Origin of the sequence: Ochrobactrum sp. BTU1, from assembly GCA_018798825.1 — a bacterium.
Lineage (GTDB): Bacteria > Pseudomonadota > Alphaproteobacteria > Rhizobiales > Rhizobiaceae > Brucella.
The window spans coordinates 440,349-462,902 of sequence record CP076357.1 but is presented as its reverse complement, the minus strand read 5'-3'; the positions used below and the strand labels follow the sequence as shown (position 1 = coordinate 462,902).

Here is a 22,554-nt window from a genome sequence, read left to right as displayed (position 1 = left end):
GCTATCGTAAGACAAGGCTAATCAGAAGTAAAAGTCGGGAATTTCGCGACAGATTCAACATATTTGAGACGAGAACGACTGAGTGAAGAGGACGGCCATGGACCTGAAAACGCTTAATCCAAAGGTCTTCCAGATGTGGGAAATCCGTAAGGCGGGAGGCCCCGTCTATTTTCAGGAGAGTTCCGAGGCCGATATCGCCGCGCTCGAAGAAATCATGGGGAAGAGCCTGCCAGAGGACTACAAGGAATTTTTGCGAAAATATTCGACCATCGGCGTCGTGCCGTCAATAGGAGCAGGGTTCTTTCCTTGCAATTTTTCCAAGCGCAATGAAATTCGCATTCACTTCACCCCGGTTCTCGATGCGAAGTTGACGCTCGGGGTAGTGAGACGGTTTTGCTACCCCCATCCGGATTTCCAAGGCGTCAGCCCGCGTGTCTCACCTGATCTGTTACCGCTAACCGGCGACAACAACGCTGCCGTGCTGATCGATCTTCGTCCGGAAAGTTTTGGTAACGTGTTGTATCTGCCCTATGTCCGAAAGCAGGTTTTCGGCAAGCACGCAAATTACGGCTGGGACAATATCGGCTATGTCGCGCCGAGCTTCACTGACTTCATCAGGGAACTGGGAACCAAGGACGAAATAAAGGCGCGATATCCCAACCGAAAGGTAGTTTAACCGTGTCGCGGAAATCCTAAGACTTGTTACGTCACAGGTTTTGGTCGCAAAATGCGTCGCAGGTTTTGGGGTTTTTGCGACTAAGGTGAAAGTTCGCTATTGTCCCTAAGCGGCCATTAAAACTTCTGCCTTGTCCGGTAGGTCCCGACCTTCGTTGATAGACTGCGTGCCACAAGTCACCGCTACTCTAAGTATCGCAGAGTCTTGACGAGAAGCGCAAAAGCGGCCGTGGGCTGTCGGCGGCTAGGGTAATAGAGGTGATAACCTGGAAAAGGCGGGCACCAGTCCTCTAGGATGCGGACCAGTCTGCCAGTGTCGAGGTGAGGCTGTATCTGGCCTTCCGTCAGGTAGATAAGACCGAGGCCCGACAGTCCCGCTTCAAGGATCATCGTGCTGGTGGTAAACACGAACTGGCCGTCGACCCGCACTTTTAGTTCGTCCTGCCCCTTCTGGAACTCCCATACAAACAAGCCTCCATGCGTGGGAGTGCGAAGATTGATGCAGTTGTGATCAGTCAGGTCTTTCGGTGTGTGAACCTCGCTCCGGCCTGCGAAATATGTCGGTGAGCCTGCTACAGCCATGCGCTGGTCGGGGCCAATCCGAACGGCGATCATGTCTTTCGATACGATATCACCTGGCCGCACTCCCGCGTCAAAACGCTCGGCAGCTATGTCAGTGAGACCGTAGTCAGTCACGATCTCCACGCGAATGTCAGGATAATTCTTGGCGAAACCTTGGAGTGCGGGTAGCAGAATGGCGCTCGCGGCATATTCCGTGGCAGTCAACCGAATAGTGCCCATCGGTCTCTCGCGTAGCTCTGAGACTGCATTCAGCTCCGATTCAATATCGTCGAGTTTCGATGCGATGCCCTGCAACAGCCGCTCACCTGCTTCCGTCGTGCCCACGCTACGGGTCGTACGAATTAACAGCCGCACGCCTAGTTTTGCTTCCAACCCGCGCATGACGTGGCTGAGTGCAGATTGCGATACGGCCAACTTTGCCGCAGCACGAGTGAAGCTATGTTCGCGCGCGATGGTCACGAAAGCGGTCAGCTCATCAATACTAGCTTTCGGCATTAATGAGAATCCTTCATGGCTGCATCCCATTTGGTAAGTCTAATCACTAGACAGGTAAAACGCTAGATTGTTCTCCATGGACGGTAGCCACATCGGCTAATCAGTCAGGAGAGCAAAATGATCATATTTCCAGCAGGTAGCCGCGCTTCACAAAAAGGCCCGGCTGACCTCTTTATCGGTTCCGCCCGTATCGACATGTTGAATCTGCCGCCAGAACCGGCACGTGCGTCCGCCGCACTTGTGACGTTCGAACCGGGCGCACGTAACAACTGGCATACTCATCCTTTCGGACAGACGCTCATCGTCGTTTCCGGTCGCGGATGGACACAGTCCGAGGGTGAAGAGAAGGTGGAAATTCGCGCCGGCGACGTGATCTGGTGCCCGCCCGGTGAAAAGCACTGGCATGGAGCCACCGCGACCACCGCAATGTCGCATATCGCTATCACCGAGGCCTTGGACGGCCAAAGCGCGACATGGCTCGATCCAGTGACCGACGAACAATACGTCGCCGGGTCAGCCCAAGGATAGCAGCTTTGTCCGTCAGCATGTCGTTCCCTCGAAATCAAAGTTTCGGCATGCAGCGCCAACCCAGTCTTGATGCAAACCGAGAGGAGGAAATCATGAAAGCCATCATTACGACTGCTGTTTCGGTCGCTCTGCTGATCGCCAATCCGGCGTTCGCGCAGGATATCCAGTACTCGCCCAGCGGTGATCGAAAAACCACTATTGCTCCTAAAGAAAACTTCACCGGCCACGTGGCGGTGACCATGCTGTTTTCGCCAAGCGAGTCCAGCAACGCCAGTGGTGCGAACGTAGAGTTCGCGCCGGGAGCACGCAGCGCTTGGCACACGCATCCTGCCGGTCAGACGCTGGTCATCACGTCCGGGATTGGTTGGGTACAAGAAGAAGGTGCCACAAAACGCGAAGTTCGGCCGGGGGACGTCGTATTCATCCCACCCAACGTTCGCCATTGGCACGGCGCGACTGATTCAACATCCATGACCCACATCGCCGTTACCCCTACCGACGGGACATCGTTCGCCACCTGGCTGGAGCACGTGTCAGACGCCCAGTACGTCACTGACTGAGATGGGAGGCATCATGAAAACCTTAACCACCCTTGCACTGATCGCCTTTGGCATCACACCGGCACTCGCTCAGGAGACTACCATGTTTCAAACAACGGCTCCCGCCCTCGACAATTATGATAAGACCATCGTTAAAGGAGAACTGTGGCAGCGCACGCAGCTTTCGCCACGTGATCGTAGCATCGTGACCGTCGCGGCCCTGATTGCCCGCAATCAGCCTGTCGTCTTGTCTGATCAGGTTGCACAGGCACTTGATAACGGCGTCAAGCCTTCCGAGATTTCGGGGATTCTCACCCATCTCGCGTTTTACGCAGGGTGGGGTAACGCTCAGACTGCCGCCCTTGAGATTGCCAAGGTGTTTGCGGCCCGCAACATCGATGTCAGCGTTCTCCCGACGGCAGACGTAGAGTTGAGACCACTAAATCATGAAGCGGAGGCGGGTCGCGTTGCGGCAACCGACAAGCTGATTGGTTCGGCTTCTCCCGGACTGGACCACTTCACGGCCAAACCCCTCTTTCATGATTTGTGGCTTCGACCTGATCTCGAACCGCGCGACCGTAGCCTCGTAACTGTTACGTCGCTCATCTCGCTGGGACAGAGCGCGCAAATACCGTTCCACCTCAACAAGGCAATGGATAACGGCCTTACGGCGGAAGAAGCAGGGGAAGTCGTAGCACACCTCGCGTTCTATGCAGGCTGGCCAAACGCGTTTTCCGCTGTCTCGGTCGTTCGAGATACAATCGAACGCCGCCCGTAAATAAATTTCGATGACGACCACGCTTGCGGCCCTCTGATCGTGAGCGTGGTCCAGTTTTGTAAATTCACTAGCGTAGCTGATGAGCTAACCACCATTTCAACCATTTCTACGCTGGGATGGTTGATCCATTATTAGGTTTCGCTGCAACGACCCTATGGCTGCTAATGGCGCAAAGCGGGCGCGCTGTCGCAAATCTCCTAAGTTTTAGAACACTTCACCCGCTCATTGTAATGATTGCGATTTTTCTGTTGCAAAAGTCAGGCGCAAAAGTAAAGTTATGCGAACGATTTTTGCAACGGATATGACATGCTTATTGGATATGCTCGGGTCTCCACCGACGACCAGAACCTGGAACAGCAAAGAGCTGCTCTCACTGAGGTCGGTTGCAAGAAAATCTATGAGGAGAAAGTCTCCGGTGCAAAACGCGATCGGGTACAACTCGAACGCATGCTTGATCAATTGCGTGATACCGATGTGGTGGTGGTCACCCGCTTGGACCGATTAGCGCGCTCAACGCGTGATCTCCTCGACATCGCCGAGAGACTGAACGTACTCGGCGCTGGACTGCGTTCAATCGCTGAGCCATGGGCGGATACAACGTCGCCAGCCGGGCGAATGGTGCTGACTATCTTTGGAGGCATCGCCGAATTTGAACGCGCGCTTATTCACCAACGGACAAGCGCCGGACGATCGATTGCCAAGCAGAAGGGTGTCCGTTTCGGACGGCCACCAGCACTAAAGACCGAGCAAATTGTACTTGGACAGAAGCTCCTAGTCGAAGGCAATTCACCCCGTGATGTCGCCAAGGTCCTCAACGTTCACTCCTCAACCATTTACCGTGTGCTTCGCAGCTCGATTTCCAGCCCGGATTGAGCTGCAATCCCAGCTGTTCGCCATCCGTTCTAACTTACCGTATGATTCCGCACAGTTCTTGTCGCTGCCCCAAATGGGAGTATTCGATGGCAGAGCTGAAAAAAATCAGATTTTTTTTGCTTTTACTCGTACCGCTGGCGGTCGTCGGATGCGTGATGGACGATGAAATAAATCAGGATAAATGTTCGTCTTTCGGCTTTCGAACAGGTACTGACGCTTTCGCAAATTGCATGATGGAGCAGAGTGCGCGGCAGGATGAGGAACGTCAGCGCTTCTCCGAAGAATATCGAGCGCGAGAAGAGCGCGATCGCGAGCGCAAGAGGGAGCGCCGTCGTCGCGCTGAAAGTGAGATCGACAATCGGCCACAATTTGGTCGGGACGGCAATCCAAACTTTGACACGCAAGGTAATTATGTGGGCTGCCATGGGGTGGGTTGCGAGGTCGATAATCCCGACGACTAGTCAGATGTTTTGATTCAAACAATAGTGCTGCCACAGACGTTATGGAGGCTGCGCGATCAAACAATCCGCCCCCTTATGCCTTAAGGATTATTTATCGCGTCAAGCCAGGCTTACTGCGAACAAGAAATGGGAACAGCCCACTATCTCACCAAAGAACGTAGCCTCTGGCAACGTAAGTACCCGCAGATTCTTGGTCGCTGCAACACTCGGTTCGTTAAGTGTAGATAATTTGGGAAGGCTCTCTCCTACCCTCCGAATGTACGCGCACCGAGGAAGAGCAATAGGACGCGCAAACGCGCTATGGGCCATAAAAGCCTCGAAAACCGCGGTTTAAAGCCACACTTATTCAAAGCCCCGTAATAGTTGATGGTCAGCAGCACCGGGGCCAAGCCAGAACGGCTATCCGGCGCGATCTCTGAAGCGCATACTACGGTATATTGGCATACCAGCTCAATCTTGAACGTTAACAAGTGGCCGATGAGTGCGGCTAACCTACGGATGACTTTCCCGGCTCATCAGAGATGATGCAGATCGCTATGGTCGAAAATTTTAATTGGCCAGTTTCTTGACTGCTACGATATATCTCGCCTTCAAGCGATGCTTAGCCGTACTTTTGAGTGAGCCTAGTGGTAGAGCGTCTCCGTCTGACAGCTCGCTCAAACAGTGCTCTGTAGGAGTAGGCGGTTATAGTCGAGGGCATCACGCCTTTAAGTCGCCCAGGCCAACCACTTAAACTGATACCCCCTGAGGACGCCTAAGATAGGTCTCAGCTCGGCTCTTAAATAAAACTCGATATGGCCACAATCAGATGCGCAGCAGGAAGGAATAATACCTGGGAAATTATTGTTCCCAATAGTCTGCTCATTGATATCCAAACTATCGTTCTGCGATAAAGTTCCTCTCCTGTTTGTCCTTGAACTACATCGTCCGTCAGTTGCGATAATTGGGGATCAATGCACGTGAACAATAAGATTGTCGCGACCCCATTAATGACTGATGAAAGCTGAGATGCAGTAACGCGGAATTCCATATTCAAGTATCCGGCATATATGGAGGAGATAACACCGACGGTCAGTAGTGCTTGAGCGATAGTGTTTGAGAGTATTATTCCAATCGAAACACCAGATGGTTTTGTAATCTCCAGCAGTATATTAAATCGCGGCACGCTGAGGGATCTTCGTATTTCATTCACCCCCTTGGGACGAAGCCCAGCGGCCAGTAATTTTATGATCGACTTATGAATTTGAAATTGTGAGATGGCTTTTGTGAAAATTCGTTGTCCTGTGGGAACTAATAGAATTCCAAATGCAACAGCAATCGATGCACTCGCCATAATTAATTGGAAATCCCAAACGAGATTTTGCTTGGCATGGTCAATTAATCTCATCTCCACTCGTTTTGCCAAAAATGGCCCGAGAAATCCATTGGATGTCCGGCTAACAAGCACCAAGATGTTAAATAGCGCAAAGCTAAGGGCGATGCGTCTTGTTCTTACGCCAGCAATTCGCGCAGCATACGCGAGCGTGCCAATCAGATTAATTCCTGCGGTAAGAGTGCATATAATTATTAGTTGATAGTCTATCATCACTATTAATCTCTCACAATATATTGTGTTACATAGCATTTATACAATAATGGTAGGATCGCACATAAAATAGAAAAAGCCGAATACAAATTTTTTCGCTTACTGAAAAGGATTTCTCAATGTCAATTTGTATCTAGAATTCGTCGAAATATACCCGTTTAACAACTTCAGGTGCCACTTTTGCTGACGTTCTAAATTGCGAGGAGCCCACTCTGGTCACGGATAAAGATAGTATGCAAATACAGAATATTATCGCTAAGGCCATGGCCTATCCGATGGGAAAAGTCGTAAAGCATTATATGCGCGAGTACGATATCTGCGCCGAGGTTGCGATTACACGTGAAAGGGAACTTAAACGGTTTCTTGCCATTTGTGCAATTTTCCATGACCCCATCGGTATGCGTGGAAGTGTAGACGAGTTATGGCATAGTTTCATCATTTTTACTGAGGATTATGCATCGTTTTGTGAGGAAGTTGCAGGGCATTTTATTCACCACCTTCCCAATGATGAAAGTTCTACAAAAAGCGCATCTCTGATTTCGGCGCTTCGATTCAATATGGCATATGAGAGCCTTTTCAACGCCAATCCTCCAGCGGATGTCTGGCCCCTTCTTTCGAGTAATTCCGAGCTCATATGCGGTAAAGGATGCGTATCGCGTTGCGGACGGTTCAAAACCAACAAAAGTTAGAACAAGCTCAGTTTCTCAACAAAGAGTGTATATCATTTAGCGTAGCATTCTCAGTTTCAGTTCAAACGAGGAGGTGCCTATCCATGGCACTTTCTGAGGACTACATTAGAGAAGAAATCAAGCGCTTCTTAATTTCGGAGTTGGGGGACTTTTGGCTAGGGAAAACTACATGTTATTCAAATAACTGCGACTTTGGCGGTTCGTCATCTTTCTTTTTACGCGGGCTTGCCCCCTTCATGAATGGACCAGTTGAAAATGAGTTAAGGGGTGGTGGTTGGATGTGCCCAGTAAAGTCGACCGGCGGCCCTGCAGATCAACGTTACCATAGAGATCGTGTCTTTGCTTTTGATCGAGAATGTTACGAATGATGGTGGATGATGCGTCGTCCGCCGTACTCGCTTAAGTGATTGCTGCAAATGCGAGCTAATATTCATTGCGCTGTTGGCCCCTGCCCTCTCTGTTTAATGGTACAAAGCAATGAGCGGTTGCGGCCAGTTAGTGTGGAAGAATTCCTGCCAAAGTAGAAATTAGCAAGCTTTTCTGAAAGTCATCCCAGATATTTCGTATTCATGCTCCGCGAAAGCGGCGTAGAGTTCTCATCTAGGCGCTCGTTCTATAGTCGAACTTGTCAGCATAAGAAAACTCAATATTCAGAGTTTCGTTGACAAGTATGGCCCGAAGGTTGGGTTCTTCGTTCCTGCAAAAGAACGCCGACACTTGAAATCGTGTCATTCGGTAAACTGGACGACGACACCACTCTTGACGAGTTTTGCCAGTTCTTCGGCGTCCCAATTCGTAAGGCGGACACAGCCATGACTAGAAGTCTTTCCAATACGTGAAGGATCAGGCGTCCCGTGGATCCCGTAAGTAGGTTTTGAAAGAGCAATCCAAACAGTTCCAACTGGGCCATTCGGACCTGGAGGAATAGTTAAAACCTGCTCATTATTACCTTGCTTAAAATTAATTCGTGGATTGTAGGTATAATTGGGATTTATTGCTATTCTCTTGACCTGAACTGTACCCGATGGTGACGGGGTATCAGATGAGCCGATCGTTGCTGGATACGCGACGACAAGCGAGCCTTTCACATCATATCCACGAACCTGCTTGCGAGCCTTGTCAGCGACTATGTAATTAACCTTCGCGCGTTTTGCCTTGCTCAGGTTGGGAACTCTGATAACAGATCCTGGCTGATTGAAGTTGACGCCAGGGTTTATCTCTTTCAGATAGCCGTCATCGATTTGGAAGCGTTCCCCAAGCATCTCCGTGACAGATGTATATGCCATAGCCTGCAATTGTGCTTTCTCAGCATAGTCACTTGGGATGGACGCAACATACTGGCGCCCAACATCCTCGTTGGTGATAACATACTCTTTGAATGCGGAACCGCCCGTCACATTTAATTCAGCCTCGATTGCCGTCAAATCGGCGGGATTCAGATACTTCCCAGTTATTTCACCATATGCAGCTGCAGCTTTGTCAACGTTACTGCCCAGGCGACCGTCGATAGCTCCAGGAGAAGCCCCGGCCCTATCGAGGAGGATTTGATATCCAGCAATCTGGTCTTTGGCACCAATACCAGTTGGCATTTCAATCGCTGGAGCCATATCTTCTGCAGTTGGTACATAACTAGACGTTACCGAGAGACGGTTTGATCGCTGTTTAGCGATGCTTCCGGTCGTAGTATGATCGAGGTTATCGTTAGAGCGAACGATAGGTTTAGCAGATGTGGGATCTAAAAGTTTTTTCTCACTATTTGCGTGTAAAAAGTTCTTCGCAGCTAATGTATTCGAGTGATTGGTCACCTGCTGTGAGCTTTGAATATGCGAAGCGCCAACGGCGTTAAAAAATGGCCGCTGACTGATAGGTGCAAATGACGCCGCAGACCAAGCCGCAGTCGATTGTAAGCACGTTGTCAATCCGAAAACCAGAGCAAGGCGGGCATAACCACAGGAGTGAAGCATGTCAAAAGGACCTATTAGATTAATTCCAAATAATACTAATATGGTTAAACCTTAGTTATTGGCCGAACGTATTGACGAATATTCGAAAGATTTCGCGGACAATTCTATCGTGATAAACGCAGAAGAACTCCTTTAGCCTTCAGTCCAACGCCAGAAGATGTTCGAAATAGAAGGTTCTTCTTCGGAGTGGTCGTAAGGAATTGTCGATATTAGAGGTTTTCTTTGAGCTGGTTCTGCGACTCCACAAATAGGGACAGGTCGCAGTTGGCATAGCTGGGTGGCACACCCAGAGGCAAATACCTGCTTGATTGCCTAATTCCCGTTACACTTCCCGTAACTAGTGACGCGACCGCGTTAAGGGACTAAAAAAAAAGACAGTGCTCTTGATGCATCGTGCGGGGTTGTGATCGAGCTTAACTTTTGATCATATGACCTCCAGCAGGCATTACCGAAGGATACGGGAAGATAGCCATATATAATTCAGCCTGCGAAAATTTGCTCAAAAATCGATCGAGCCAATACCCGTAGGCTTTAACTCTAGCTGCGCGAAAGTGCGATTACTGGGTCAAGTTTAGAGGCGTTGCGAGCGGGTATGAAACCAAAGCCAATGCCGATCAGACTGGAACAAAGAAGAGCAATTACGATTGATAACGGTGAATATATAAGTTCAAACATGGTACTGAAATGAGAAAAGGCTGCGCCAAAACCAACCGCGAGCAAAACTCCGACGACACCGCCCGTCACACAAACTAAGACAGATTCTATCAGAAACTGCTGCAGAATATCGCTCTGCCTCGCTCCTATAGCCATGCGAACGCCAATTTCATTAATCCGCTCGGAGACCGATACGAGCATGATGTTCATCACACCGATACCGCCCACAAACAACGATATCGCGGCTATGCTCGCAACCAACAGGGCCAAGGTACCAGTCGTTTCCTCAACGGTTCTTTGAACGCTGCTTGTATTGAAAATGAAGAAGTCTTTTGTTCCGTGCCTCAAGCTCAGAAAGCCTGTGATTAGCTTGTCAGCCAGGGTGGCTTCAATCGTTTCTTTAACTCTAACGATAACGGAGTGAAGTGTGCGGGTTCCCGTCATACGTGTTTGAACTGTGGTATAAGGGAGAAAGATCTCAAGGTTTTGCGCGGATCCCGCTCCTTGATCTTCAGCCTTGACCACCCCAATGACCCGGACCGGTACAGATTTGAGCAATACAGTCTTTCCAATAACTGACCCTTGATCGTTCGGAAACAGGCTCTTTCTAGCATTCTCATCAACGACAGCCGTCTGCTCAGTATCCCGGACTTTATTTTGATCAAAGAGACTGCCTTCCATGAGCTTACTGTTGCGTGTTGAAAAGTACTGCTCGTCCACACCGTTCACATTTACGCTCACTTCCTTATTTCCAACTCTAACAGTTGACACTTGCAGCACCGATGGCGTCGCGGCAACAACATAAGGCAATTTCGCAATTTGATGCGCATCGTCTAGGTTAAGAGTGGTAATTTGGGCTGCCTTCAAGTCGCCAAAACCACGACCTGGAATGATGTACAGTGTATTGGTTCCTAGGTCTCTGATCTGATCGAGAACCCTCTTCTGTGAACCTTGGCCTAGTGCAACGACACAAACAACAGATGCCGTTCCGATAATTATTCCAAGCATGGTGAGGAAGGTTCGCATTCTGTTTGCATTCATCGACCTCAGTGCCATGGAGAAAGCTTCTGTGAAACGAGCTCTCAAGCCTGAAAAACTGTGTTGCTTATCTGTATCAGAACGATAAGGCCTTGAAGGCGGGATTGCTTCCGTACCTTGATCAGCTCGCTGACTGTCTGAAATTATTGAACCGTCACTAATCTCAACTATCCGCGGTGCACGTTCCGCGATCTTGCGATCGTGTGTTACGATTATAATCGTGTGCCCATCACGATTTAACTCGTCGAGAATTCTCAGCACTTCGTCCCCGCTATGGCTGTCCAGCGCCCCCGTTGGCTCATCAGCCAGAATAACGTCTGCGCCGTTAATAAGTGCACGTGCAATTGAAACTCTTTGTTGCTGTCCTCCTGAGAGCTGCGCTGGTCTGTGACCCGTCCGATCGCCTAGTCCCAATCGCCGCAGAATATCGACAGCTTTACTCCGACGATCATCTCGCTTGCAGCCGGCATAAATAGCCGGCATCTCAACGTTTCCTATCGCATCGAGTTCTTCAAGAAGATGGTAACGCTGGAATATGAAACCAAAATGCTCACGCCGCAATTCTGCTAGCGCGTCTGGTTCGAGGTTAGAAGCCTCACGCCCTGAAATATGATATGTTCCTCCGCTAGGTCTGTCGAGGCAGCCAATAATGTTCATTAGAGTTGATTTTCCGGACCCCGATGCGCCAACTATGGCAACCATCTCACCCCGTTGGATAGTCAAATCTACGTGGTCCAACACCGTCGTGAAACCATCTCCTGACGGATAGCGTCGGCAGACACCTTTGAGGCATAACAACGGCGCTACCGACATGTTAAAATCCTATACTAACGGAACTGGATTGCTCATTTGTTTCGTTGGTCTGGTTGTCTGTCAGCACCCTTTCACCATCTCGGAGACCAGATTTGATTTCCGTGTTGATTTTATCTGTTATGCCTGTCTCGTCCGTCCGTTGGACTAAGTCACCCTTTGCACTCAACACACGCACAGTTGCGCTGCCATCCTCATCGTCAAGGTGCAACGCAGAAACAGGCGCTACCAAAACGGAACTGGCTTTAGCCAGAACTATGTGAATCTCAGCTGTCATGTAGGTCTTGAGGGCCCCATCGGGATTGGCCACGCTAAAGAGCCCCTTGTAGTAAATTGCTGACGCAGTTGCTGGGGTTTGTGCCGACGAACTACTGGCGGAAAAACTCTTGTCGTTTACGATCGAGTCAGGTGCGGGCAAGATTTCTTTTAGAGTTGCCTCATAGCGCTTGGCGCTTTGTCCTGAGATAGTAAAGTACAGAGGCAGCCCTGCGCGAACGTGTGTCACGTCGGCTTCTGAAATATCCGCTTCGACAGTCATGGTATCGAGATTGCCCAAGATTGCGATGGTTGGCGCTGATTGAGATGCATTCACAGTCTGCCCCTCCTGAACAACGGTTGCTAACACAGTCCCGTCCATCGGTGCGGTAATACGAGTATACGCCAAGTTTGTTTTTGCAATTTGGACTTCGATTTTGGATGCAGCAATTGTCGCTTCTGTATGCCGGAGTTGAGCTTGCTTTTCTTTGACGATACTAACCGATTTCTCATATTCAGACCGCGCGATAGCGCTTTGCCGTACCATAAGTAGGTTGCGTGCAAGATCGAGTTTAGCCAAGTCAAGTTGTGCGATGTCTTGATCGCGCGTCGCTTCATTTTGCTGCAAAGTCGCTTGTGTCTTTTGCAGATCGTTCTGTTGAGACGTCGAGTCTATTATTGCGACGACATCGTTTTTGTTCACTCGTTGCCCGGGCTTGACTTTCAGGGCGAGAATCCTCCCCGTAGCTTGGGCACCGATCGCGACCAATGTGCGCGGTTTCATGATACCGGTAGCAAGAACTGAGCTTTCAAGGTTTCCACGGTGGATTGTCGACGTGGCCGGCTCAAGCACTTTTCTTGAGAAGTGCAGGACTGCGATGTAGCCCAATGTCAAAACCACCAGTACAAGAACGAGCCAAAACCGCCATTTATAACGCCGATATATTGTTGATTTCATCGAAGCCTCGATCCAGGGGCCGAAAATGTATCAGATAAGTTTGTTGTGAAATGAGGCTTGGTGTTTGTGTCCACTATTTCCGGGGTACTTGTATCAATCCGACCATCCCAGCCGCCTCCGAGCGCTTTTTGCAACGCTATATAGCTGAGAACGAGGTCTGTTCCGGCCGCGTTGAAGGCGGTTTCGGAAGCGAACAAATCTCTTTGGGCTGTCAACACTTCGATGAAGCTCTTGTTTCCGGCCTTGAACTGCTCGATCATGAGTGTGTTTATCTTGCGGTTGTTATTGACGATCGTTCGAAGTTGCACGTACCTCAAACGGTTCTGATTGAGCGCAACACTTGCTTTTTCTACTTCACTGAGCGCAGTAAGAATTGCCCTGCGATAGGAGATAAAGGATTGGTCCCGGTTCGCTTTTGCGATAGTGAGTTCTGCATTTAGTTTTCCGCCCTCGAAAATAGGGATGGATAGTGTAGGCCCCACACTCCAGATTATGTTCGACAAGCGGGCAAGGTCGCCGAAATTCGCACCGCTCGTTCCAATGTTGCCGGTCAATGAAAGTGATGGGTAGAGTGCTGCTTGAGCCTGTCCAACCCGCGCAGTGGAGCTAGCGAAAGCACGTTCCGCTGCGCGCAGGTCTGGTCTGCTATCCAAAAGTTCAGCCGGCAAGCCTGATGGTACGCTGCGAGGGATTTTTGGAATTGGCGCGGGCTTGCGGAGTTCGACAGCAAGTGCGACCGCAGATCGACCTGTCAGAACGGCGAGATTGTTTAAGTATTTTGCGTATTCGATCTGCATCAAGGGGATTTGAGACAGAGTGCTCGCGACCTGTGTCTGAGCGCTTAAGAGATCAACTTGAGAAACTTGGCCAGCCGCAAGTTGGGTCCTCGTGAGATCGGCAGTGTTTTTTTGCGAAGTTACAGTGCGGCGCGCGATGCGGATATTTTGCTGGATTTCCCTTAAATGAGCGTAGTTCGTTGCGATGTCGCCGATCACGATTACGAGTACTGCGCGCATTTGTTCATCTACTGCCTCTGCATTGTAGTATGCTGCTTCCACACTTCGCCGATTGCCCCCAAAAAGATCGAGCTCCCATCGCGTGGTGAAGAGTTGGCTGGCACTATTCGTCGCGATCGTTCCAGCGGAATCTGATCGCTTCATACCGGTTTCACTATCGAGGGTTGGAAATTGCGATCCGCTCTTTGCGGCGAGCTGTGCACGGGAGAGACGCACCTTGGCCTTCGCTTCGGCAACGCTGGTGTTCGAAGCAATTCCATCGGTAACTAGACGTTCCAGGACGGGATCGTTGAAACTCCTCCACCACTTGCCCAGGACGGCTTGTCTTAGATCGGCTTTGCTACTCCATGATTGAGACAGCGTAACTATCGGCTTTTGATAATCCGGTCCCACTGACACACATGCGGTAATTGTAGTCAGGATAACTCCTGTGAGGGTCAAATGGGTGATTTGTTTGAACAATTGTAGATCCCGGATACCAACTTGAATTACTTAAATTAAAAGACAGCTGTTTCGACCTCTCGCGCAATCGCCGCAAACAAACGGCAGATTTTCCATTTCTGAAGGGTGCCGCAGTGAACCATGTTCTTCGCTGTGGACCCTGCGGTGCTTGGATGTCATTCGCGGATTGCCGCGGCATTACGGCTTCTAAAGGTTAAATTAAATCTTGAATAAATGTTTCGCGAGCTTCCAGTCGAACCGCGCATTGGCCTTTGTATTTTAAAGCGTAAATTTGACGTCGACGGTAAGATGTAAAATTCATTTCCATTCATACTCGTTTTTAGAAATTAATTTAGACGTATAAATAATGTGAAATTTAAAAAATGATATCCTATCTAATAGCGATTACATATTTGCGAGTGGAACAACGTGTCTGATTTTTAATTCCTCGAAACAGTGTGCATTTGGAACACGTTTTGAGAATTAGCAATTATGGCGCTAGAGCCGTATATCAATTTCCGGAAATGTTTTGAGATTTAGTAGAGGAGATCGATGCGTTTGATGGGCTTTCGAACTTCACCGAGTTGGGACTAAGGCTACGGCGTCGCGAATGAATTGGATGGTGAACAGGAGCTTTAATCCTGACCTACTGCATTCTACAGTTTTAGTTAATTGAGTAATCGAGGTCGATGCGAGAGTAGGTCAAGGGGCTCGTTTGGTCTGATGGAAGTGGCGATAAATGCATAATGTCTTCATCGCCACAAATTTTGAGATGAGCTTCTACCCGTAGGGGCAACATCAACTGAATGGTTCCTTCCACTCATTAGACTTTGATGACCTTCTGTCAAAATCGCGCGACAGAAGCTTGCCTTCCTAAGACTGTTGACGGCTCGCTATTTGTCTACAGCGTCCTTCATTTTGAGGATCCAATTTTCAAAACTGAAAAGTCACGCCGTAGATATTTATCCATCAGTTGAGCGAAGATCGGATTTGAGGTGTCATTTGATGTCTTGGAAAGGATTGTGATTGTCGCCGCGCACAAGGCACCAGCTTGGACTGTACGCCCCTTTATTTCATTGCTGTCGGCTGTGGACATGGTCTTTCGCCAAGCTTTGTCAAGATCGTCAACCGCTCGTTCAGCAGTTGAACAATCACCATAGGCAAGCGATATCACGACACCTGGTCGCTGTTGGATTTGCACATCCGCTATAATACCGCCAAAGTAGGGTGATAGCCCTTCCCCATTTTGGTCAGCTAGCTGTTTCAGTTTGCGACGCGCTCCATCAAGATCCTGTGTGGATGCCGATAGCACTTGCCATGGATCGGCTGCCTCCAGGCCGAAAAGCGGAGAAATGACGCCTGCCTGAATGATGGTGCCATCTGCATTCTCTGCTTCTTTTAAACCTTTCAATGATGTCGAGATGACGTCACTATCGAGGGTGGAAACACTTTTTTGCCCAAGCTCGACCAGGACATCTGGTGATGAAGCCTGTACAAGGCTCGTTTCGCGAGGCATTACGAAGCTTGCCTCGCCCATCGTTCCACGCCAAGGACTTGCAGCATCGACTTTCGTGATGTCGATCTTGCGAGCTTCGCCATTTGCTACAAGCCGTGAAGCACTGCCGTCAACCTTTGTAAAACCGACATGTCCAAGGCGAACAAGAAACTGTTCAGTGGATTGTTGACTGTCTAATCCCCAATACGTCACAGCGGAGGGTTGCTGTCCAAAAGATATAAAGTACTGCAATTCGTCAAAGGATATGCCGGACTTAGCAGCCCAGCTTTCTAAGCCGTAGCCAATTGGCTGAATGGCGCGAATTGCTTGAGCCAAAGCTAGTCGACGCATGCTTTCTGGCGTCGGCGCGCCATCATCGAGTTCGCGCCACCCTTGCACATTTAAAAACAGTATCGGCATGGGGTCTGAATTTGAGAAAACCTTATCAGGGAGTTGCCCCAAAGCCTGCTCTAGCGTGTTCGTGTTGTTCTGTGCTGTTGCTGAACTGCAAGATACCGCCATGAATAGTGCAAAAGCTTTTAAGCGCGTCAAATCTGTTGCCTCCTGAATTCCCGTGACCAATCTGTGCGGTGCCATTCAATCGAATATGAAGCGGTACCAACACCTATTTCCGAAGCGATTTTGCGCTTTAGGAACCGTGGTTTGAGCATCCGAGGCTAGACTAGTCAACCTTTTGAGCTGTATTGGAGTTCTCCCGTCATGAATATGGGCTATTTAATAGCCTTTAATGCCTCACGGAGGCCCTTCAGTGGTACGACAATTTCGATTTGTTGCTCTGTCGAGATTGTATAGGCAACGGTCACGTCGGATTCCTTTTCGATATTCTCGCGCGTTACGGGACCAACAGGCATCATGGCAAGGCATACGCTGTTATCGCAGCCTTTATAGGTAAGGAAAACGGGTCGAGCGTGGCCAGGAAAGGATACTGCAAGTGGATTGTTCTTACTCGCAGTTGCGGGAACGCGCAGAAGCATGAATGGCTCCCCTTCTCGCGTTGCTGCCAGCGACCAGCTGAACATCTGATCACCAGAACGATTTATTACTATTTGGCTGATGTTGCAGGTCTTCTCCTTACGCTTGAGGTTCTCATCACAAATGAGCGTCCAGTTTTCAAAGGGCTGAATTGTTCTTCGGACTTGGCCCCATTTGGCTCCTTGTGGAAGTGGTACCTCTGAGGGTTTTAGAAAGTAGCGTGCAACGCCTTCTTGTCCGGCAACAGCGAAGCTGCCGGAAGTTAAGAAGGCGAATATGCAAATGAAGAAGAATCTGATCACGGAGATGGATCAGTTCAATGTAAAGCTAAGACCGGCGCCAACACCCATCTTGCCACCTGATGTCGTCCCAGAAACGTTTCCACGGATTGTGCCGTCATCGTTGGTGTATCCCGCTCCAAATGCCAGAGCGCTTTGACCACGCCAGAACCCGCCCCCTACAGCTACACTTAGTTTTCCTGGATTTTCGTCGTAACGTAAAGACGCTGCAGCAAGTCCAATCGCGGCTGACCTGTGTGCATCGTCGCGAACACCATCAATAGTTGTGCTAAGTTCTGAGAATCGCTGGTCTGTATAATTCTTAATATCTGAGAATGCATTTTCGATGCGGTTATCAATGTAGCTGTAGTTTTGAGCCCCAGTACCAGCGAGAACGGCATTGAGTTGGCCCAAATTGACGGCGTCGGTATCCTTTATGCCAGCCGCAACATTCGAAATGACGACAGGAGTACTAGGGTCACCGCCTTGAAGTGTGATCGTGTTGGAATTTGTGCCGTCAGGATTTTGGTCGTATTTTACGGCGACATTATTTAGGGCATCGACGGCATTGTTGGTTGCATTGAGCTGGGAACCGTTAACAGCATCGGTCGACGTATCAGAGAGCCTTCCTGCCGCAACATTGGTGATAGTACGTTCGTTTCCCGCAGAGCCAACAGATATAGTACCTACAGGCGCTGAGCCCTGGAACGAGTACGTTTTTCCAGCTATGACAGCAGTCGCGGTCCCTATCGCCTGTTCAGTGATAGCGCCCGAACCAAGTGCAACGCTGTTGGCTGTAGGCGCTTTAGCACCTGATCCAATCGCAACAGCGTTCTCGCCCGATGCGCTTGTGGTAAAATCACCCAAAACCACCGCATTGCTACCGATATTTTGATTGATCCAATCAGAAACGGCCACTGTATCGATCTGTGTCGGATTGCCCGGTTGTGAAGGTACACCCGTGATTAATGCCTGCCCGCCATTGGTTGTAGGTATTAAACACGTCCATGGTCCGCCAACATTGGTTCCTTGACGGGAGCAGGTCGCGAGTGGATGAATTGATTGTTCAGCAAAAGCGATGGGAACAGAAGCGAAATTTGCAAGAAGCAGAGCAGAGACCGCTAAGGTGTAATGCGAAAAGCTTCGAAGTCTTTGATCTGTCAAATGGACATGAGTCTGCGATGCACGTTTTGATGCCATGATTATCCCCAAAGTAAACGGCAATTTTGTCAATTACTCAGAAGAAACGCCACGCAACCATAATACGATATCACTGCAGTACAAGTTGATTACGCCACTTGACTACAGAATATGCAAAAACCTGCCCGAATGATCTGGTATGGCCCAAATCACTTGCCGATTAAGGCTAAATTAGAAATCACATCACATCATTTCATTGTCAATCGACAAAATTCACTTGCCAGTTGATTTGGATATTTGCGGTCGAAGACTGCTCTTTCATCCGAGAAAGAGACAAGCGAGAGCATCCTTCGAATAATTATAGTTGCGCTAAGTATTGGCTTTACGCGAAGCCCACCAGGAAAGGATCGTGCCGAGCGTGATCAGCCCCACTCCCACGCCGAATTCCAAGCTCGGGCGGATTCCTAGTAATAAGCAAGTCAGCAGCGCTGCAAGAACGGGGGTGAAATAGGAAGCGGTCGACAGAAGCGAAATATTGCCATGACATATGCCGCGGTTCCAGCAGCCATATGCTGTTGCAGACATCGCTGCGAATATTGCAACCTGCCCCAAGCCGTTCCAGTGAAGGATGAGTTCGGGTTCATTGGTCAAGCTGAATTTTAACCACAACACCAGAGCGGTCGCTAGGAAGTAAAAAGGAACGGCACTTTTGCCACTTTCATAGTGACGCGTAACAACGGAGTAGAGACCCCACAACAATGCCGCTGAGAAGGCGTAAATATATGCGAGGGGGTTCTCGCCGATATTGTGAAGAATGGACCGCATCGACAATTCTTGGTCGCCCTTCATGACGGCACAAATTCCCGTGAGGCAGAAGAATATGGCAATTGCCAACGTCCACGATCCACGTTGCTGCTTTGCGAGAACAGCAAACAAAATCGTAAAACTGGGCCAAAGATAATTAATCATACCCAGTTCGAGGGCCTGACTGCGGCTGTGCGCGAGGCCAATTGCCAGGGCGAGTGAAATCTCGTAACCGACGAAAAGAAGGCCGCTGTACCAGATACCGGGACGCTTCAATTCGGCGAGTCTCGGTAGCCCGAGGATTGTTGCCCCAAGCAGGCCACAGGTAGTATAGATCAGTGCCCCACCCGCAACCGGTCCAAAAATTTCCGACACACTACGGATGAAGCTGATCGATACACTCCAGAGCGGTATTGCCAACATTCCAATCAACGTAGGTACTTGAAGGTTTATCGATTCATTTTTGGTCGTCGGTAGATTGGTCATGACTTGCATTCACATGTGGATTTGCTGACGTCGGAAGCGCCAAGACATCCACCGTTAGGACTATCTCGAATTGGTAACTATTACACTGGCGCCGCCAGAGCTTCTAATAGGAATAGCGATACTTAGATTTGATGCGCTCCGAATTGATTGAGACAGCCTATAGCGCGTAAGTCTGGGATTGTGTCGATTATTTTAGAGGCTGGATAGGTATTTCGTAGCCGATCACAACTTTCTTCTGGCGGCGCCCCAGCGCGGAATACGGGTCAAACTCATTATTGCGTTTTGCGCAATACAATCGCTATTTTGATGTCGATTGTTATCAATTAACGGCTTCATTAGATTGGCTTCAACAAGATAACAAGCGGTGATGCCGCAGAAGGGCAAATATCATGTTGAAGCAGATCAAGGGTCTTCACCACATTACTTCGATGGCGGCAGACGCTGCGCAGAACAACAACTTTTTTACCGACACACTTGGTCTGCGTCGCGTCAAAAAGACCGTCAACTTCGACGAACCAAGTGTCTATCACCTTTATTATGGCGATGAAGTCGGCACCCCGGGCTCAGTTATGACCTACTTCCCATTCCCTAACATCGTTCGCGGTCGTCCGGGTGTTGGTGAAGTTGGCGAAACAGAATTCGCTGTGCCAAAGGGTTCACTGGGCTTCTGGAAAGACCGTCTGGTCGCAAAGGGCGTAACCGGCCTTGAAGGCGACCGTGCGTTTGGTTCCGAGCGCCTGCGTTTCCAGGGTCCGGATGGCGATGGTTTTGCACTCGTTGAAACCACAGATGACAAGCGTGCACCATGGATGAGTGCAGGCGTTTCCGAAGATGTCGCTATCCGCGGCTTCAGCGGCGCACGTATGCGGCTTCACGATATTGATGCCAGTGCTGAACTGCTCAAGTTCATGGGTTATGAACGCGCTGAAACTGAAGGAAATGTCAGCCGCTTCATCATTCCAAATGGCAATGGTGCCGATTCGATCGACCTCGAAGCTCTGCCCTCCGCTCAGGCGGCACGTCAGGGCGCAGGCTCTGTCCACCACATCGCCTTTGCGGTGCCTGATCGCGCTGCACAGCTTGAAGTGCGCAGGGCATTGATGGACACGGGCTACCACGTTACGCCAGTGATCGACCGCGATTATTTCTGGGCGATCTATTTCCGCACTCCGGGCGGCGTGCTGTTTGAAGTTGCGACCAACGAACCCGGCTTTGACCGCGACGAAGATACAGCGCATCTGGGCGAAGCACTTAAACTGCCAAGCCGCTATGAGGCCCATCGCGAGCGCATCGAAGCCAATCTCGAGCCCTTAACTGATAAATAACTGGATGCCTCCGGCTTTGCCGGAGGCGCCCTCCTTTGGAGGATATCATGACAAAAAATGAATATATCAGCTTCCGCCGCGACGGCGTTGCCGGTTCGCCGGTTATTATCGCGTTTCACGGCACAGGCGGCAATGAACATCAGTTTACCGGGCTGATCGACCAGATGCTGCCCAATGCAGGCATTGTAGCGCCACGCGGCGATGTATCGGAATTTGGTGCCAATCGCTTCTTCCGCCGTACAGGCGAAGGTATCTATGACATGGATGACCTACACCTGCGCACGGAGAAGATGCTGGGTTTTATAAGCGAGGTCCGCGAGCAAAATCCGGGTCGTGAGATCTATGCACTCGGCTATTCAAATGGCGCCAATATTCTGGCGTCCATGCTGTTTCGTGACCCAAGCCTGTTTGACCGTGCTGCACTCATGCATCCGCTGATTCCGTGGACACCGGAACCGCAACCAGAACTCTCTGGTAAACGCGTTCTGATCACGGCTGGTGAAGTTGATCCGGTCTCGCCACTCAAGCTATCAAAGAGCCTGATTGAATGGTTCAAAGCACAGGGTGCGGATGTGGACGCACTGATTGCACCCGGCGGCCATGAAATCCGCCCGGCAGAACTTGAAAGCCTAAAAAGCTTTCTGTGTGCTGCCTGATAGTGGCATCCCGCAATGCACAATTAAAACCAGAAAGCCCCGGTGAGCAAGCGCTCACCGGGGCTTTTTTCTTCAAATCCAGTATCGGTTTCACTGCATTATTATTACATTATGCGCAATATAATCGCAATTATTAGCGCAATTGTTATCAATTATCAATCCGGCTATCTTGGGTTCAACAAGATCGCAGGAACAACCAAACGATCTCAGCCAACACTAAACCAACTCACATCAAACGGAGATAACCATGTCCAACAAGCTCGAAGTTCTCACCCCATCCAACAGCCAGATCATTTTCATCGATCATCAGCCACAGATGGCTTTTGGCGTGCAGTCCATCGACCGTCAGGTTTTGAAGAATAATACCGTTGGACTGGCCAAGGCTGCGAAGGTTTTCAACATTCCAACCGTCATCACCACGGTTGAAACCGATAGCTTTTCCGGCCCGACCTATCCGGAACTGCTCGATGTATTCCCGGATGCGCCGCTTCTCGAACGCACCTCGATGAATTCATGGGACGACTTGAAAGTTCGCGAAGCGCTCGCAAAGGGTGCTGCTGAAGGTCGCAAGAAAATCATCGTTTCGGGCCTCTGGACCGAAGTCTGCAACACCACTTTCGCGCTTTCAGCTCTCAACGACACCGATTACGAAATCTATATGGTTGCAGATGCATCAGGGGGAACCTCGCTCGAAGCGCATAATTATGCGATGGACCGCATGGTTCAGGCTGGCGTTATCCCTGTAACATGGCAGCAGGTGTTGCTTGAATGGCAACGCGACTGGGCGCACCGCGAAACCTATGATGCCGTCATGAATATCGTGCGCGAACATTCAGGGGCTTACGGTATGGGCGTCGATTACGCATATACAATGGTACATGGCGCAAAATCGCGGAGCCATCACCAAGGCCCACGCCTCGACCCAAAGCCTGCGTTCTAAAACCCAAAATGGCCCGGCTTGACTGCCGGGCCAGTCCAAGCGGTGTGAATGTACAATCATTCGTACACTGCTCATGATATTTGCAGTTGAGCTGCG

Annotated in this window: 20 protein-coding genes and 1 pseudogene; 11 read left to right on the top strand and 10 right to left on the bottom strand. The window is 49.9% G+C overall.

Annotation, left to right across the window (positions count from 1 at the left end; genetic code table 11):
* Positions 1-97 precede the first annotated feature (97 nt).
* On the top strand, positions 98-676 hold the full coding sequence (locus tag KMS41_25700; GenBank protein QWK81238.1) for an SMI1/KNR4 family protein: 579 nt from the start codon (positions 98-100) through the stop codon (positions 674-676).
* Positions 677-858: 182 nt separating this feature from the next.
* Here the strand turns inward: KMS41_25700 and KMS41_25695 are convergent, their stop codons facing one another.
* On the bottom strand, positions 859-1,752 hold the full coding sequence (locus KMS41_25695; GenBank protein ID QWK81237.1) for a LysR family transcriptional regulator: 894 nt from the start codon (positions 1,750-1,752) through the stop codon (positions 859-861).
* 117 nt (positions 1,753-1,869) lie between these two features.
* On the opposite strand from KMS41_25695, the gene KMS41_25690 reads away from it, so the two are divergent.
* The 5 genes from KMS41_25690 to KMS41_25670 all read left to right on the top strand — a co-directional run bounded on the left by KMS41_25690 (position 1,870) and on the right by KMS41_25670 (position 4,931).
* A complete protein-coding gene (locus KMS41_25690; protein ID QWK81236.1) occupies positions 1,870-2,280 on the top strand; it encodes a cupin domain-containing protein in 411 nt (136 codons plus the stop codon).
* 92 nt (positions 2,281-2,372) lie between these two features.
* Positions 2,373-2,840, top strand: a complete 468-nt coding sequence (locus KMS41_25685; protein QWK81235.1) for a cupin domain-containing protein — start codon at positions 2,373-2,375, stop codon at positions 2,838-2,840.
* 1 nt (position 2,841) lies between these two features.
* Entirely contained in the window at positions 2,842-3,597 is a 756-nt protein-coding gene (locus KMS41_25680) for a carboxymuconolactone decarboxylase family protein (GenBank protein ID QWK81234.1), read from the top strand.
* A 306-nt stretch (positions 3,598-3,903) separates the two neighbouring features.
* Entirely contained in the window at positions 3,904-4,470 is a 567-nt protein-coding gene (locus tag KMS41_25675; GenBank protein QWK81233.1) for a recombinase family protein, read from the top strand.
* Between the two features lie 86 nt (positions 4,471-4,556).
* Complete coding sequence (locus KMS41_25670; protein QWK81232.1) at positions 4,557-4,931, top strand: hypothetical protein; 375 nt, start codon at positions 4,557-4,559, stop codon at positions 4,929-4,931.
* Between the two features lie 778 nt (positions 4,932-5,709).
* Here KMS41_25670 and KMS41_25665 read toward each other — a convergent pair.
* Complete coding sequence (locus KMS41_25665) at positions 5,710-6,513, bottom strand: lipid II flippase Amj family protein (protein QWK81863.1); 804 nt, start codon at positions 6,511-6,513, stop codon at positions 5,710-5,712.
* A 236-nt stretch (positions 6,514-6,749) separates the two neighbouring features.
* Here KMS41_25665 and KMS41_25660 point away from each other — a divergent pair, with 236 nt between their 5' ends.
* Positions 6,750-7,205 (top strand): hypothetical protein, encoded by a 456-nt coding sequence (locus KMS41_25660; GenBank protein QWK81231.1) that lies wholly within the window; start codon positions 6,750-6,752, stop codon positions 7,203-7,205.
* 83 nt (positions 7,206-7,288) lie between these two features.
* A complete protein-coding gene (locus tag KMS41_25655; GenBank protein ID QWK81230.1) occupies positions 7,289-7,573 on the top strand; it encodes a hypothetical protein in 285 nt (94 codons plus the stop codon).
* 360 nt (positions 7,574-7,933) lie between these two features.
* Here KMS41_25655 and KMS41_25650 read toward each other — a convergent pair.
* The 8 genes and pseudogenes from KMS41_25650 to yddG all read right to left on the bottom strand — a co-directional run bounded on the left by KMS41_25650 (position 7,934) and on the right by yddG (position 19,537).
* Positions 7,934-8,815, bottom strand: a pseudogene (locus tag KMS41_25650) (L,D-transpeptidase).
* Positions 8,816-9,706: 891 nt separating this feature from the next.
* Positions 9,707-11,674, bottom strand: a complete 1,968-nt coding sequence (locus tag KMS41_25645; GenBank protein QWK81229.1) for a MacB family efflux pump subunit — start codon at positions 11,672-11,674, stop codon at positions 9,707-9,709.
* Position 11,675: 1 nt separating this feature from the next.
* Entirely contained in the window at positions 11,676-12,884 is a 1,209-nt protein-coding gene (locus tag KMS41_25640) for an efflux RND transporter periplasmic adaptor subunit (protein QWK81228.1), read from the bottom strand.
* A complete protein-coding gene (locus tag KMS41_25635) occupies positions 12,881-14,362 on the bottom strand; it encodes an efflux transporter outer membrane subunit (GenBank protein ID QWK81227.1) in 1,482 nt (493 codons plus the stop codon). Before KMS41_25635 ends, KMS41_25640 begins: the two co-directional genes overlap by 4 nt.
* Before the next feature lie 892 nt (positions 14,363-15,254).
* Positions 15,255-16,418 (bottom strand): hypothetical protein, encoded by a 1,164-nt coding sequence (locus tag KMS41_25630; protein QWK81226.1) that lies wholly within the window; start codon positions 16,416-16,418, stop codon positions 15,255-15,257.
* A gap of 149 nt (positions 16,419-16,567) precedes the next feature.
* The gene (locus KMS41_25625) at positions 16,568-17,128 is read right to left on the bottom strand and encodes an invasion associated locus B family protein (protein QWK81862.1); all 561 of its coding nucleotides are present in this window, start codon (positions 17,126-17,128) and stop codon (positions 16,568-16,570) included.
* Between the two features lie 12 nt (positions 17,129-17,140).
* Positions 17,141-18,307 carry a YadA-like family protein gene (locus KMS41_25620; GenBank protein QWK81225.1) on the bottom strand — a complete coding sequence of 389 codons (1,167 nt, stop codon included), beginning with the start codon at positions 18,305-18,307 and terminating at the stop codon, positions 17,141-17,143.
* 309 nt (positions 18,308-18,616) lie between these two features.
* Positions 18,617-19,537, bottom strand: coding sequence for an aromatic amino acid DMT transporter YddG (gene yddG / locus KMS41_25615; protein ID QWK81224.1), 921 nt, complete (start codon positions 19,535-19,537; stop codon positions 18,617-18,619).
* A 389-nt stretch (positions 19,538-19,926) separates the two neighbouring features.
* On the opposite strand from yddG, the gene KMS41_25610 reads away from it, so the two are divergent.
* The 3 genes from KMS41_25610 to KMS41_25600 all read left to right on the top strand — a co-directional run bounded on the left by KMS41_25610 (position 19,927) and on the right by KMS41_25600 (position 22,458).
* Positions 19,927-20,862 carry a ring-cleaving dioxygenase gene (locus KMS41_25610; protein ID QWK81223.1) on the top strand — a complete coding sequence of 312 codons (936 nt, stop codon included), beginning with the start codon at positions 19,927-19,929 and terminating at the stop codon, positions 20,860-20,862.
* 47 nt (positions 20,863-20,909) lie between these two features.
* Entirely contained in the window at positions 20,910-21,518 is a 609-nt protein-coding gene (locus KMS41_25605) for an alpha/beta hydrolase (protein QWK81222.1), read from the top strand.
* Between the two features lie 247 nt (positions 21,519-21,765).
* Positions 21,766-22,458: a hydrolase gene (locus KMS41_25600; GenBank protein QWK81221.1), complete on the top strand. Its 693-nt coding sequence runs from the start codon at positions 21,766-21,768 to the stop codon at positions 22,456-22,458.
* The last annotated feature ends 96 nt before the right edge of the window (positions 22,459-22,554 follow it).

Excerpts from the sequence above, each read along its gene's own strand:
- yddG (QWK81224.1), bottom strand. The coding sequence starts at position 19,537 with ATGACCAATCTACCGACGACCAAAAATGAATCGATAAACCTTCAAGTA.
- KMS41_25610 (QWK81223.1), top strand. The coding sequence starts at position 19,927 with ATGTTGAAGCAGATCAAGGGTCTTCACCACATTACTTCGATGGCGGCA.
- KMS41_25695 (QWK81237.1), bottom strand. The coding sequence starts at position 1,752 with ATGCCGAAAGCTAGTATTGATGAGCTGACCGCTTTCGTGACCATCGCG.
- KMS41_25605 (QWK81222.1), top strand. The coding sequence starts at position 20,910 with ATGACAAAAAATGAATATATCAGCTTCCGCCGCGACGGCGTTGCCGGT.
- KMS41_25690 (QWK81236.1), top strand. The coding sequence starts at position 1,870 with ATGATCATATTTCCAGCAGGTAGCCGCGCTTCACAAAAAGGCCCGGCT.
- KMS41_25645 (QWK81229.1), bottom strand. The coding sequence starts at position 11,674 with ATGTCGGTAGCGCCGTTGTTATGCCTCAAAGGTGTCTGCCGACGCTAT.
- KMS41_25675 (QWK81233.1), top strand. The coding sequence starts at position 3,904 with ATGCTTATTGGATATGCTCGGGTCTCCACCGACGACCAGAACCTGGAA.
- KMS41_25640 (QWK81228.1), bottom strand. The coding sequence starts at position 12,884 with ATGAAATCAACAATATATCGGCGTTATAAATGGCGGTTTTGGCTCGTT.
- KMS41_25700 (QWK81238.1), top strand. The coding sequence starts at position 98 with ATGGACCTGAAAACGCTTAATCCAAAGGTCTTCCAGATGTGGGAAATC.
- KMS41_25600 (QWK81221.1), top strand. The coding sequence starts at position 21,766 with ATGTCCAACAAGCTCGAAGTTCTCACCCCATCCAACAGCCAGATCATT.
- KMS41_25620 (QWK81225.1), bottom strand. The coding sequence starts at position 18,307 with ATGGCATCAAAACGTGCATCGCAGACTCATGTCCATTTGACAGATCAA.
- KMS41_25670 (QWK81232.1), top strand. The coding sequence starts at position 4,557 with ATGGCAGAGCTGAAAAAAATCAGATTTTTTTTGCTTTTACTCGTACCG.
- KMS41_25685 (QWK81235.1), top strand. The coding sequence starts at position 2,373 with ATGAAAGCCATCATTACGACTGCTGTTTCGGTCGCTCTGCTGATCGCC.
- KMS41_25655 (QWK81230.1), top strand. The coding sequence starts at position 7,289 with ATGGCACTTTCTGAGGACTACATTAGAGAAGAAATCAAGCGCTTCTTA.
- KMS41_25660 (QWK81231.1), top strand. The coding sequence starts at position 6,750 with ATGCAAATACAGAATATTATCGCTAAGGCCATGGCCTATCCGATGGGA.
- KMS41_25680 (QWK81234.1), top strand. The coding sequence starts at position 2,842 with ATGGGAGGCATCATGAAAACCTTAACCACCCTTGCACTGATCGCCTTT.